Source organism: Vibrio sp. RM-69-4, from assembly GCF_024743775.1.
GTDB classification, from domain to species: Bacteria; Pseudomonadota; Gammaproteobacteria; order Enterobacterales; family Vibrionaceae; genus Vibrio; species Vibrio anguillarum.
Genome location: NZ_JAMQXI010000070.1, coordinates 224,346 through 237,730, shown reverse-complemented (window position 1 = coordinate 237,730; position 13,385 = coordinate 224,346). Strand labels below are relative to the sequence as shown.

The 13,385-nt window shown below is 45.0% G+C and carries 10 protein-coding genes and 1 tRNA gene; 5 read left to right on the top strand and 6 right to left on the bottom strand.

What is annotated here, in order from left to right; genetic code table 11:
• Window positions 1-392: 392 nt before the first annotated feature.
• Window positions 393-1,643, bottom strand: coding sequence for an HD-GYP domain-containing protein (locus NB504_RS11615; RefSeq protein ID WP_017045406.1), 1,251 nt, complete (start codon window positions 1,641-1,643; stop codon window positions 393-395).
• A 248-nt stretch (window positions 1,644-1,891) separates the two neighbouring features.
• Window positions 1,892-1,976: transfer RNA gene (locus NB504_RS11610), tRNA-Leu, on the bottom strand.
• A gap of 153 nt (window positions 1,977-2,129) precedes the next feature.
• Between NB504_RS11610 and NB504_RS11605 the strand changes: the two genes are divergently transcribed.
• The gene (locus NB504_RS11605) at window positions 2,130-2,651 is read left to right on the top strand and encodes an RDD family protein (protein WP_013855999.1); all 522 of its coding nucleotides are present in this window, start codon (window positions 2,130-2,132) and stop codon (window positions 2,649-2,651) included.
• Between the two features lie 62 nt (window positions 2,652-2,713).
• Here the strand turns inward: NB504_RS11605 and lptG are convergent, their stop codons facing one another.
• Window positions 2,714-3,784 carry an LPS export ABC transporter permease LptG gene (lptG, locus tag NB504_RS11600; RefSeq protein ID WP_013855998.1) on the bottom strand — a complete coding sequence of 357 codons (1,071 nt, stop codon included), beginning with the start codon at window positions 3,782-3,784 and terminating at the stop codon, window positions 2,714-2,716.
• A gap of 3 nt (window positions 3,785-3,787) precedes the next feature.
• Complete coding sequence (gene lptF, locus NB504_RS11595; protein ID WP_013855997.1) at window positions 3,788-4,888, bottom strand: LPS export ABC transporter permease LptF; 1,101 nt, start codon at window positions 4,886-4,888, stop codon at window positions 3,788-3,790.
• Window positions 4,889-5,077: 189 nt separating this feature from the next.
• On the opposite strand from lptF, the gene pepA reads away from it, so the two are divergent.
• From pepA to NB504_RS11580, 3 genes are all read left to right on the top strand, one after another.
• A complete protein-coding gene (gene pepA, locus NB504_RS11590) occupies window positions 5,078-6,586 on the top strand; it encodes a leucyl aminopeptidase (RefSeq protein ID WP_010318842.1) in 1,509 nt (502 codons plus the stop codon).
• A gap of 67 nt (window positions 6,587-6,653) precedes the next feature.
• On the top strand, window positions 6,654-7,103 hold the full coding sequence (locus tag NB504_RS11585; protein WP_013855996.1) for a DNA polymerase III subunit chi: 450 nt from the start codon (window positions 6,654-6,656) through the stop codon (window positions 7,101-7,103).
• 94 nt (window positions 7,104-7,197) lie between these two features.
• A complete protein-coding gene (locus NB504_RS11580) occupies window positions 7,198-10,059 on the top strand; it encodes a valine--tRNA ligase (RefSeq protein WP_258428933.1) in 2,862 nt (953 codons plus the stop codon).
• 66 nt (window positions 10,060-10,125) lie between these two features.
• Here NB504_RS11580 and NB504_RS11575 read toward each other — a convergent pair whose 3' ends face one another.
• Together NB504_RS11575 and NB504_RS11570 are read right to left on the bottom strand one after the other, a co-directional pair.
• Complete coding sequence (locus NB504_RS11575) at window positions 10,126-11,088, bottom strand: D-2-hydroxyacid dehydrogenase (RefSeq protein ID WP_064625905.1); 963 nt, start codon at window positions 11,086-11,088, stop codon at window positions 10,126-10,128.
• A 29-nt stretch (window positions 11,089-11,117) separates the two neighbouring features.
• Window positions 11,118-11,855 carry an RluA family pseudouridine synthase gene (locus tag NB504_RS11570; RefSeq protein WP_064625906.1) on the bottom strand — a complete coding sequence of 246 codons (738 nt, stop codon included), beginning with the start codon at window positions 11,853-11,855 and terminating at the stop codon, window positions 11,118-11,120.
• A 248-nt stretch (window positions 11,856-12,103) separates the two neighbouring features.
• On the opposite strand from NB504_RS11570, the gene NB504_RS11565 reads away from it, so the two are divergent.
• A complete protein-coding gene (locus NB504_RS11565) occupies window positions 12,104-13,375 on the top strand; it encodes an NRAMP family divalent metal transporter (protein WP_088721303.1) in 1,272 nt (423 codons plus the stop codon).
• The last annotated feature ends 10 nt before the right edge of the window (window positions 13,376-13,385 follow it).

Genomic DNA, 13,385 nt, shown 5'->3' with positions numbered 1-13,385 from the left:
TTCTTCTCTGGCTTGCCGAGGCTTCCTTTGAAGAGGCGGCCATTCTAGCGAGATAATGAAAAGTGTCAAACACTTTATTAAATTATTTCGTCTTACCGATTTGACCTACTGATTGGCTGCTCGCTGGGCTTGAACCCTTACTGGCTGTGCCGTGTCAGTGAGGCGGCATTATAGGGAGAACGAAGATGAGTGCAAGCGGTTTTTAGAAAAAAGTACCTTCTGATAGCTCAAGTGAACAAAAAGACGCCAAAGCGTTAAATATCGATTAATTAGCGACCTATTTCCCTCTCTAAATCTCCTTGTTATCACCAGAGCATTAAGGTGACACACTTCATATTGCGTGCTTTTCTTCGTCAATGAAAGCTCGCACTGAGGCAGTACAAAGAAGCATATTACTCATCACTATCGAAGAAATAAGAGATTCTAGAGCGTGGGTTAAGATAGTCTCGGATTTTATCCGGAAGTTTATGCGGAAGAATGGCGTTAACAATTTTCAAATCTCGATCAGCTAAATCAATAATGGGCGCTTGGGTTCGCGGAACCGAAGGGTCGTAAATCAATACATTAGGATATAGTAAGTGACTAGCGTTTACGGAGATGACTAACCCAACCATATTGTTAGAAAGCTGAACAACGGTTCCTGGAGGGAAAACACCCATAAATTTAACCAATACGTTTAAGTTTTCGTTACTATATAAGTGATTACAATGCTTATACATATAGGAAAGTGCAATATAAGGAATCTTCTGCTCTGCAACGATATTGGGATGACACAAATTATCAAATACATTCGCGACCGTAATGACCTGTGAAAGCTCATCAATAGCCGCTTCCTTTAAACCAAGCGGATACCCACTGCCATCATTAAGTTCATGATGCTGTTCTATTACTCTCTTTGCACTTTCTGGAAAGCTATCGATATGACTCGCAATATCCAAACCATACTTAGTATGTAATTTGAGATAATTTTGTTCGGGCTCTGTCAGTGTTGTTTTCTTTCTAACAATCGCGGTGGGAACCTTAATTTTGCCTATATCATGAAACAGCGCAGCAAAAGCAAGTTCTTTGATTTTTTGAGCATCATACCCTTTCGCTTTTCCTATCATCATTGCAATGACCGAAACGTTGAGTGAATGAAAGTAGATGTCTTCAAACTCACTTTTGCCATTCATTAAATGCAGCGTAACGCTATCTTCACTCAGTAGCTTATCGACGATATCTTCAACCAAAATTGAAGCTTCATCTATCGCATCCTCTGGCCGATTGCGTATCTTGTTCATTACCGCACGCATACGGGATAGAGAACGCTCAAACTCTTTTTCACAGTTTAGAACTCGCCTACGATATGCGTTCAACTTTTCAATCCGTTTCTGCTTCTCTTCCCACAATTTTTCAGCCTCACTCTCCATCTCTGAAGATTCTTCTATGGCTTCCGGCTGCGTATTGACAGGTAAGGGTTGAGTATCGCTTTGCGCAGGATTGATATAAACATGTTGAATCCCCAAGTGTTTTATCAATTGAATCTGTTCTTGGGATTTAATCTTAAAGCTATTAAAAAGAAAGGGGTGTTCGTTCCACTTTACGGGCAACTTAATGTGCAGGCCAGGCTGCAATCTATCTACTGTGATTTTTATGCTTGCCACAATTTATATAACACCTTAAGTACTAAGTAGTTAATGAGTTTAAAAGAAGCCACTCAAAAGTTCATCAACTACATATTAGTAGTGTTGATATAAATGTGTATGGCTAGAAGCGAGAAATGTGCGCTGTTCAATATAGAAGTATGTGAAGGCTATCAAAAGAGTCCCATTTATCTAAGATAGTGGACTATTATTTCGAGGAAAAAAACAACAAAGCCCCGACTTTTGTCGAGGCTTTGTTGTTTAAATTATGGTACCGGTGGGCGGACTTGAACCGCCACTCCCGAAGGAAACGGATTTTGAATCCGTCGTGTCTACCAATTTCACCACACCGGCATCTTGGGCATTGCCCTTTGATGGTTGGCATTATACGTAAGAAAGTTATTGGCGCAATAACAAAATATTGAAATACAAATCGTTTGCCGATATTTTCGCCACAAACCTTCAAGCTGTGCGTCTCTTCTCTTTTCAGATCCTCTTCGAGGCTATATGCTGCTGCAATTTCGCGAATACAAAAGATGTTTAGATATGATGAGTAACTCTATTTCTCTACCGCCTGCCGGATTACTACGCCGATTTGGTGCGCTCATTTACGATGCATTAATCATCATTGCTCTTGAGATGATGGCTGCTGGTGTTGTCGTTGCTATATTAGAAGCTCTCGTTGCGTTGAATGTGATGAGCTATGGCTCGTATGCAGATGTCAGCGACCTTCTCACTCGTCATCCCATTTGGAGCTATGTTTACACATTTTACCTTGCCGCTGTCTGGGTCTACTTCTTCGTCTTTTTCTGGACAAGAGCAGGCCAGACATTAGGGATGCGTGCTTGGCGACTTTTGATAATTAACGAACAAGATGGAAATTCAATCAGCGCCACGCAAGCTTTAATACGTTTGTTCACCTCAGGCTTTGGCTTGGCAAACCTCACCGTACCCTTTGATCAACAAAAAAGAGGGTTCCAAGATATTTGGGCCAAAACTAAAGTAGTGGTACTTCCTAAAGTTAATTGAGCCGGAATAACAAAAAGGAAGGTTTGCCCTTCCTTTTTGTTGATAGTTCTTACCTGTCATTTTTAGAGTTTTCGTCTTAACAACATTACGGCAACGCTGAGAAACACCAAACTGGGTGCGACGGCACCAAACACTGGTGGGATACCATAAACAAGACTCAGTGGGCCGAAAAACTCACTGGAAATATAAAATGTAAAGCCTGCAATCACGCCTGACAAAATCCTTGCGCCCATAGTAACGCTGCGCAATGGCCCAAAAATAAACGATAGTGCCATTAGCATCATCACAGCAATAGAAAAAGGTTGAGTAATTTTACGCCACAACGCCAGATCGTACCGTGAAGCATCTTGCTCCGACGTTTTTAAATAGCTGACATAATCATACAAGCCACTCAGTGACAACTCTTCAGGCTTGACCGTGACCACTGCTAGTTTGTCTGGAGCTAATGAAGTCGTCCAACGATATTCGGGTAATGTTTGCTTTGTTATCAATACATCATCGCGCATGTCGGTGATTTGAACATTTTTCATTACCCATTGATTGTCTTTATCGTAATCCACCTCTTCGGCAAAAAGGATGTTTTGCAAACTCTTATTGTTATCAAAGCGCCACATATTTAAGCCATAGAGTTTGTTGTCATCAATTTTACCAATAAAGATAAAATCATTCACATCGCGAGCCCACACACCGCTACGCACTGAAACAATACTACCGCCAGAGAGAGAAAAAGCGCGCAGATCTCGCGCCATCTTCTGCGCTTGGGGTGCTCCCCATTGGCCAAGCAAGGTGACAATGATCATTAATGGCACTGCGGTTTTTAATACCGACATACCGATATTAAGCTTAGAAAACCCCGCAGCTTGCATGACAACGAGCTCAGAACTTGATGCCAACATACCTAACCCAATCAACGCACCGAGTAAGGCGGCCATAGGAAAAAACATCTCGATATCACGAGGAATGCTCAACACAACAAACAGTAAAGCTTGCAGTAAATCGTAGCTTCCTTCCCCGACTTTTCTCAATTGCTCAACATATTTGATAATGCCGGACAAACCAACAAAGGTCGCCAGCACTAGCGAGGTTGTCGCAACAATAGTACGGCCGACGTATAAATCTAAAATCTTAAACACGCGTTATGCTGCCTTCTTTAGTCTTAGTTTATCTTTGAAGCGCCGCACTGGCACACTGTCCATGATATTCACTGAAATCGCCGCCAAAAGTAACGCAGCATTGATTGGCCACATACCGATCACCGTAGCAAGTGAGCCATCTTCAATGGCGGACTTGGTTGCGCTGATGGCCATAAAATAGGCCAAATAAATTAAGATTGCAGGTCCCATTTTCGCAAAGCGTCCTTGCCGAGGGTTAACCGCCGACAAAGGGACCACCAGCATGGTGAGTAACGGAATACAAATCACCAGAGAAATTCGCCATTGCAACTCAGCTTTCGCTCTTCGATCCGGGTTGGAAAGCAGATTAGATGTCGGTAACGCCTCCCAATCGCGTCCTTTGGGTTTAACTTCACGCTGCCCAATTAAACCTTCGTATTCGTCAAATTTTGTGATCATATAATCAACGCGTGTTGGCACGCCTTCATAGCGAATCCCGTCATACATGGTGATCATCTGACGGCCATCACTGAGCTCTTTAACATCACCAGAATTAGAGAACATCACACTTGGAAGTATCGAATCCTTTGGTGCAAGCTGCGCAACAAACACATTATGCAGTTTTTTGTTTTCAATATTTTCGATGAAAACTACTGAGGAACCATCCGGTGTGCGTTGAAATTGTCCTTTCTGTAGCAAATCAACGCTATTTTCTGCTGCAAGCTGCTCCATTAATTGTGCTTCTTTATCTTGGCTCCAAGGCGCCAACCAGAATGCGTTAAATGCTGCAGCACCTGAAGTGATCAAAGCCAAATAGAGTGCAGCACGGATCAAAAATTTATTGCCGATGCCAGTGGCATTCATCACCGTAATTTCGCTTTCTGCGTACAAACGCCCAAAAGTCAGTAAGATGCCGATATACAAACTCAAAGGCAGCATTAATAACCCCATTGCGGGCATATTTAAACTCACAATAGATAAGATCATTCGTGCCGGAATGTCACCATCGGAAGCTTCAGCCAAAACGCGAATAAATCGTTGGCTAAGAAACACGAGAAACAGTACGAAAAAGATCGCAAATTGGCTCTTGAGTGTCTCGCGGATCAAATATCTAACAATAATCACGCTGAAATTACCTATACAAAACTTGTTTTTTTGATTGAATCACTATAATTTCCCGTTGAACCTTTTATTTTTAAAATTTTCACTAACTGTTAGACGTTCAATTAAAAGTAGATCCAAACTCGGATTCAACCACTAAGAGCGCATTATCTAACATTTAGTTCTATTTGTCTTCAGGATGTAGGAGTACGCATGGAGTTCAGTGTAAAAAGTGGCAGTCCAGAGAAACAACGTAGCGCATGTATCGTTGTTGGAGTGTTCGAACCACGCCGCCTTTCTCCAGTAGCAGAGCAGCTTGATAAAATCAGCGACGGCTATATTAGTTCACTACTTCGCCGTGGTGATCTCGAGGGTAAACCCGGCCAGATGCTACTGCTGCATCAAGTCCCTGGTGTTCTGTCTGAACGCGTTTTACTGGTAGGTTGTGGTAAAGAGCGCGAATTAGGCGAACGTCAGTACAAAGAAATCATTCAAAAAACCATCAGCACACTGAACGAAACGGGTTCAATGGAAGCCGTATGTTTTCTGACTGAACTACACGTTAAAGGCCGCGATACTTATTGGAAAGTACGCCAAGCGGTTGAAGCAACGAAAGATGGTCTGTACACCTTTGATCAATTCAAGAGCGTGAAACCTGAGACTCGCCGCCCACTGCGCAAACTTGTCTTTAACGTACCGACTCGCCGTGAGCTTAACTTAGGTGAGCGCGCGATTACACACGGCCTTGCGATTGCATCCGGTGTGAAAGCGTCGAAAGATCTCGGCAATATGCCACCAAACATTGCCAACCCAGCTTATCTTGCATCTCAAGCGCGCCGCTTAGCGGACGACTACGAGAGCGTCACCACCAAAATCATTGGTGAAGAAGAGATGGAAAAGTTGGGCATGACCTCTTACCTCGCTGTCGGTCGTGGCTCAAAAAATGAGTCGATGATGTCGGTCATTGAGTACAAAGGCAACCCAGATCCAGATGCAAAACCAATTGTGTTGGTGGGTAAAGGCCTAACGTTTGATTCCGGCGGTATTTCATTAAAACCAGGCGAAGGCATGGATGAAATGAAGTATGACATGTGCGGTGCGGCGTCAGTCTTTGGCGCAATGAAAGCATTGGCTAAATTGAAATTGCCATTAAATGTCGTGGGTATCTTAGCCGGTTGTGAAAACATGCCAGGCAGCAATGCCTATCGCCCTGGTGACATTCTCACGACTATGTCTGGCCAAACGGTTGAAGTACTCAATACCGATGCCGAAGGTCGCTTAGTTCTATGTGATGCACTCACGTACGTTGAGCGTTTTGAACCCGATTGCGTGGTAGATGTGGCAACACTAACTGGCGCTTGTGTGATTGCATTAGGTCACCACATCAGTGGCGTGGTTTCAAACCACAACCCATTAGCGCATGAATTGGTTAATGCTTCAGAACAAGCAAGCGATCGCGCATGGCGTCTACCAATGGCCGACGAGTACCATGAGCAGCTAAAGAGTCCATTTGCTGATATGGCAAACATCGGTGGTCGCCCTGGTGGTACGATTACCGCTGGCTGCTTCTTATCTAAATTTGCTAAGAAATATAACTGGGCGCATTTGGATATTGCTGGCACGGCATGGAAGTCAGGAGCAGCAAAAGGATCAACAGGTCGTCCCGTCTCATTGCTCGTCCAGTTCTTATTGAACCGCAGCGGCCAAGAGTCTGAGGAATAACCTCAAAATGTGAAAAGGGCCGCAAGGCCCTTTTTTGTTGATGAGCGATTAGATAGTAGGTGACAACATGCAGCGAGCCACCTTTTACATTGTGAACGAAGAAAGCCCTCAAGCAACGCAGGCAGGCTTTGAGCAATATATCCTATTTCTGGCTCATCACTTCGCCAAACAAGGGGCAAAAATTTATCTGCATTGTGATGATAAAACTCACGCTGAACAGTTTGCCGAACATTTATGGCAAGTGCCTGCAGAACAGTTTGTCGCGCACAATCTGGTGGGTGAAGGCCCGAAATACTCTACTCATATCGAGATTGGCTACCCCAACGTCAAACCCAATTGGAATCGTCAACTGGTAATAAATGTGGCGGATAATCATACAACCTTTGCGAACGCCTTTGCTGAGGTGGTAGACTTCGTCCCCTGCGAAGAAAAAGCAAAGCAACGAGCACGCGAAAGGTATAAAATCTACCGTCAAGCTGGCTACCAATTGCAAACAATCGAGATCCAACATCCATAGGTCAAACCTTATAGTTAAGGCGATCTTTAACAAGATCCTTCACTTATGAAGTTTGACTAAGATTAACCATTCACAGTATCCATTTAAGAGCACTATGGAAAAGACATATAACCCAACAGCAATCGAACAAGCTCTGTATCAGACTTGGGAAGAGAACGGCTACTTTAAGCCTCACGGTGATACATCAAAAGAAGCATACAGCATCATGATCCCACCGCCGAACGTCACTGGTAGCCTTCATATGGGTCACGCATTCCAAGACACCATTATGGATACTTTGATCCGCTGCGAACGCATGAAAGGCAAAAATACCTTATGGCAAGTGGGTACAGACCACGCCGGTATTGCTACCCAAATGGTGGTTGAACGTAAAATTGCTGCTGAAGAAGGCAAAACCAAGCATGACTACGGTCGCGAAGCGTTTATCGACAAAATTTGGGAGTGGAAAGGCGAATCAGGTGGAACCATCACTAAACAGCTTCGCCGCCTTGGCGCATCGGTAGACTGGGATCGTGAACGATTCACTATGGATGCGGGCCTATCCAATGCCGTTCAAGAAGTGTTTGTTCGCCTTTACCAAGAAGATTTACTCTACCGTGGTAAACGTCTTGTGAACTGGGATCCAAAACTGCACACTGCAATTTCTGATCTAGAAGTAGAAAACAAAGACGTCAAAGGTCACATGTGGCACTTCCGTTACCCACTGGCTGACGGCGTAAAAACAGCAGACGGTAAAGACTACATTGTTGTTGCGACCACTCGTCCTGAAACCATGTTGGGTGACACAGGCGTAGCGGTTAACCCTGAAGATCCACGCTACCAAGCTCTGATCGGCAAAGAGATCATGCTGCCAATCGTCAATCGTCGCATTTCTATCGTGGGCGATGAGCACGCAGACATGGAAAAAGGCACAGGCTGTGTGAAGATCACCCCTGCTCACGATTTCAATGACTATGAAGTCGGTAAGCGCCACCAACTGCCGATGATCAACATTTTCACCTTTGATGCCAACATTCGTGACGCCGCCGAAGTGTTCAACACCAATGGTGAACCAAGTGACGCTTACAGCAGCGATCTACCTGCTAAATACCAAGGCATGGAGCGCTTTGCGGCACGTAAAGCCATCGTAGCTGAATTTGAAGCTCTCGGCCTGCTTGAAGAAATCAAAGATCACGACCTCACCATTCCTTACGGTGACCGTGGTGGTGTGGTTATCGAACCGATGCTGACCGACCAATGGTACGTACGCACAGCGCCACTAGCGGAAGTCGCAACCAAAGCCGTTGAAGATGGCGAGATTCAATTTGTGCCTAAGCAGTACGAAAACATGTACTTCTCATGGATGCGTGACGTGCAAGATTGGTGTATCTCACGCCAACTTTGGTGGGGTCATCGTATTCCTGCTTGGTATGACAACGACGGCAACGTTTATGTCGGCCGTAGCGAAGAAGAAGTGCGCGAACAAAACAACCTAGCCCCAGTGGTGGTACTGCGCCAAGATGATGATGTATTGGATACTTGGTTCTCATCCGCTCTTTGGACTTTTGGTACACAAGGCTGGCCAGAAAATACTGAGGCACTAAAAACATTCCACCCGTCTGACGTTCTTGTTACTGGTTTTGACATCATCTTCTTCTGGGTTGCACGCATGATCATGATGACCATGCACTTCTGTAAAGATGAGAACGGCAAACCACAAGTGCCATTTAAAACTGTTTATGTCACAGGCCTTATCCGTGATGAAAACGGCGACAAAATGTCAAAATCTAAAGGCAACGTGCTTGATCCTATCGATATGATCGATGGTATTGATCTTGAGTCTCTGGTTGAAAAACGTTGTGGCAACATGATGCAGCCACAGCTTGCAGCCAAGATCGAGAAAAATACACGTAAAACCTTTGAAAATGGTATCGAACCTTATGGAACCGACGCACTGCGTTTCACGCTAGCAGCGATGGCTTCAACCGGTCGTGATATCAACTGGGACATGAAACGCCTAGAAGGTTACCGCAACTTCTGTAACAAGCTCTGGAACGCGAGCCGTTACGTGTTGATGAATACCGAAGATCTCGATTGTGGCTTTAACGCAGGTAGCGAGCTTGAGTATTCGTTAGCCGATAAATGGATCGAGTCTCAATTTGAATTGACGGCTAAAGAGTTCAACAACCATATCAACAACTTCCGTTTAGATATGGCGGCAAATACCCTTTACGAATTCATCTGGAACCAATTCTGCGACTGGTACTTAGAGCTGACTAAGCCCGTATTATGGAAAGGCAGTGAAGCGCAGCAACGTGCAACACGCCGTACATTAATTACGGTATTAGAGAAAACATTACGCCTCGCGCACCCAGTGATCCCGTATATCACTGAAACTATTTGGCAAAGCATTAAGCCATTAGTGGACGGCGTTGAAGGGGATACCATCATGCTGCAAGCGCTGCCTCAGTACGATGAAGCGAACTTCAACCAAGCGGCGCTGGATGATATCGAATGGGTGAAAGCCTTTATTACTAGCATTCGCAACCTACGTGCCGAGTACGATATCAACCCAGGCAAACCTCTTAACGTGATGCTAAAAGCCGCCAACAAGCAAGAAGTGGCACGTTTAGAAGCGAACAAAGCGGTACTGTTGTCACTGGCTAAACTGGAGGCACTACGCGTTCTTGAAGAGGGTGAAGAGACTCCCGCTTGTGCAACGGCACTGGTTGGTCAATCTGAGCTGATGATCCCAATGGCTGGTTTGATTGATAAAGATGCGGAGCTAGAGCGCTTAGCAAAAGAGATTGCTAAAACTCAAGGCGAAATCAAACGCATTGAAGGCAAACTCAATAACCAAGGGTTCATCGCTAAAGCACCCGAAGCCGTTGTCGCTATCGAGCGTCAAAAGCTGAATGGCTATCAAGATACCTTGGTTAAACTGGAAGAACAGAAAGCGACAATAGCCGCGCTATAATCGCGATTGCGTTACCATTAAAAAGGTCGGTGTGAAAATACCGACCTTTTTTATTTATTCACGCCATCAGCAGACGCGATTTTTGTGCTCTCCACGCTCAAACGCGGCAATGTTATCCATCAAAATCGTTGCCAATTGTGAAATAGCTGAGTCACTACCCCATGCCACGTGTGGTGTGAGTAACAAATTTGGCAAATCCATATTGGCTAGTAAGGGATTTGTTTTATCCGCTGGTTCTCGACTGAATACATCCACTCCAGCGCCAGCAATTTGCCCAGATTTCAATGCTGTCACAAGTGCTTGCTCATCAACCAAACCACCACGGCCTGCGTTAATCAACAATGCATTAGGCTTCATCATCTTTAATTCGTTCTCACCTATCAGGTTTCGGGTTTGCTCGCTCAATGGGCAATGTAAACTCACAACATCCGCCTCCGCTAACATTTGTTCAAAGGGCATAAAACCTTGTCGGCATAACTTGGCCCCCTTTCGTTCAGAAAATATCACCTGCATGCCTATCGCTCGTGCCAACGTTGCAGTTGCCTGTCCGAGCGCGCCACTCCCCACAATACCAAGCGTTGAACCTGCAACATCCCCTATCGGATGAGTAAAAAAGCAAAATTGTTGATTGCGCTGCCACTCGCCATTGGCAATATCTTGATGATAAGCAAACAAGTTACGCCTTAAGGCATAAATCATCCCAACGACATGTTCCGGAACAGAACGGGTGGCGTAGCCTTGAACATTCACCAGTGCGATGCCTGCTTCACGACAGTAATCGATATCGACATTATTGACGCCTGTGGCCGACACAGCAATCAAGCGCAATTTCGGACATTGTGAGAGTAGCGCCCTATCCAGCACCACTTTATTGGTGATTACGATATCGGCTTGAGATAGGCGATCGAGCGCTTGTTCGGCAGAAGTAAAGTCAAACTCAAGCCAATGATGAGCAAAAGGTAAGCTTGGCAATCGAATATAAGCAGGGATTGTGGCCCTATCGAGAAAGACAACCGTGGGTAGTGACATATTAGCTCCTTGTCGCCACCCACATCACACTAAGGTCGGGGCAACGTTTTGTAATCTGGTAATTTTCGCTCAGGATCAAAGTGTTGCAAAATTTGCTCTTGTGCTTCGGGATAAAAATCACAGCCGACAAAAATATTGCGCAGCCAATGACTCTTTGGATGATAAAAACTGAGCTCTGCGGCATGCAATGCTAAGCGATCGGAAAAATCTTGCGCTTCTTGCGGGGCATAAAACTCATCACCCACAATCGGATAACCCAAAGCTTGCATGTGAACACGTAATTGGTGCGAACGGCCAGTTACAGGAAGAAGACGTACAATTGTCGTTTTTTCTTCTCTTTTCGCTACTTGATATAAAGTTTTTGATGGTTTTCCATCTTCAAAGCAGACTTTCTGTTTAGGCCGATTTGGCCAATCGCAAATCAGAGGTAACTCAACCACCCCCTCGTCAAGCTCCATTACGCCCCATACGCGAGCGTAATAAATTTTATGCGTTAAACGGTATTGAAACTGCTTTTTCAATGCCCCTTCCGCGTATTTATTTTTTGCCAGCACCATCAAGCCAGAAGTCGACATATCCAAACGATGCACAACTTGGATCTCTGGATATTGCTCAGCCAAACGACTCCACATACTGTCGTGATGCTCAGGCAAGCGTCCTGGAACCGACAGCAGACCTGAAGGTTTATTCACCGCGAGAATCTGATCATCTTCATAGACAATATCAATCCAAGGATCTGTGGGCGGCGTGTATTCAAGCATAGCCATCGAAGGTTTCTCCTAAAAAAATCGGCGCATTATAACAACCTCTCCGCCAAGCCAATAGAGAAGAGTCATCTTAGTTTCGTTAAATCATGAAATCGTCAGTAAGTTAGCCTTGCTTAGAAATATCACTTGAAATGTAACTTAAAATTGACAGATTAACTGGGTGTGATATTGATTGATGAGCTTGACATTAAAGTCAGCTTCAAAATCAAAAATTATAAATAACACAACATCAAGTCTAAGGAACAAGAATGGAACACAGCGTCCCTTATCAATCGGCCAAACGTTTAACCCTGCCACAACTGCTTCGTTCGCTCGGGCCGGGCATTATGATGGCAGCAGCAGCCGTCGGCGGCTCTCATCTCGTCGCGTCAACTCAAGCAGGTGCAATTTATGGCTGGCAACTCGCAGGCCTCATTTTGCTGGTCAACTTATTAAAATACCCCTTTTTTAAGGCTGGCATTCAATACACCATGGGGACAGGCAAAAGTTTAGTACAAGGCTATGCTCATCTCGGGCGCGCTTACTTATGGGTTTTTGCCCTCTTAAGCGTGGTATCGGCCATTATAAACACCGCCGCGTTACTGCTGTTTAGCGCCAGCTTACTGGCCTATTTTGTCCCTTTTGAGCTAGGCAATATTGTTCTTTCCGTGATTGTGCTGACCACTTGTTTGCTGATCCTTTTTGCAGGCCACTTTCGCGCGCTCGACTCACTTTCTAAAATTATTATGGCAGTACTGACAATCGCCACCTTACTCGCCGTGGTGATTGCCGTCGCAACCCCAGCGCAGATAGTGGTAGAAACCATTTCACCTTCACCTTGGACACTCGCCGCGATCGGTTTTTTGGTGGTGACAATGGGCTGGATGCCCGCACCCATTGAGATTTCGAGCATCACTTCGGTGTGGCTCAAGCGTCAATGCCAAGAGCAGCAAGTGACGCCGCAATCCGCACTATTTGATTTCAATGTGGGCTATATCGGTACTGCAATCTTGGCGATTGTATTTTTGGCGCTTGGTGCCTTAGTACTACACGGAACAGGCGTTGAGCTCTCGAAATCTGGCGTCGGCTTTTCGCATCAATTGGTCGGATTGTACGCTTCAACCATAGGTGAGTGGTCACGTTATTTAATTGCAGTGATCGCCTTTTTCTGTATTTTTGGCAGTACCATCACCGTCATTGATGGCTATTCACGAGTGATTGCAGAATCACAACGTCTTTTGCAAAACAAAGAGAGCCAAAGCCCACGTTGCTACCAAGCTTGGGTCCTCGTGGTATCGGCTTTAGCGCTGGCCATCATTGCCTTTTGGGCTTCTGCACTGATGCCAATGCTGAATTTTGCGATGATCATGGCATTTATGACCACGCCAATTTTTGCGCTGCTCAATTATATTCTGGTGACTAAAACACCTTTACCGGCTGAACTCGCAGTAGGAAAAAAACTCAAAGCACTGTCTATCGTAGGGCTTGTTTATCTGTTTGGCTTTTTAGCGCTATTTATTTGGTGGAAGTGGGTTATGTAACAGCAGACAA

Bases quoted from the DNA above. Each gene is read 5' to 3' on its own strand.
- NB504_RS11570 (WP_064625906.1), bottom strand. From the start codon at position 11,855: ATGGCTATGCTTGAATACACGCCGCCCACAGATCCTTGGATTGATATT.
- NB504_RS11585 (WP_013855996.1), top strand. From the start codon at position 6,654: ATGCAGCGAGCCACCTTTTACATTGTGAACGAAGAAAGCCCTCAAGCA.
- NB504_RS11565 (WP_088721303.1), top strand. From the start codon at position 12,104: ATGGAACACAGCGTCCCTTATCAATCGGCCAAACGTTTAACCCTGCCA.
- NB504_RS11605 (WP_013855999.1), top strand. From the start codon at position 2,130: ATGCTGCTGCAATTTCGCGAATACAAAAGATGTTTAGATATGATGAGT.
- pepA (WP_010318842.1), top strand. From the start codon at position 5,078: ATGGAGTTCAGTGTAAAAAGTGGCAGTCCAGAGAAACAACGTAGCGCA.
- NB504_RS11575 (WP_064625905.1), bottom strand. From the start codon at position 11,088: ATGTCACTACCCACGGTTGTCTTTCTCGATAGGGCCACAATCCCTGCT.
- NB504_RS11580 (WP_258428933.1), top strand. From the start codon at position 7,198: ATGGAAAAGACATATAACCCAACAGCAATCGAACAAGCTCTGTATCAG.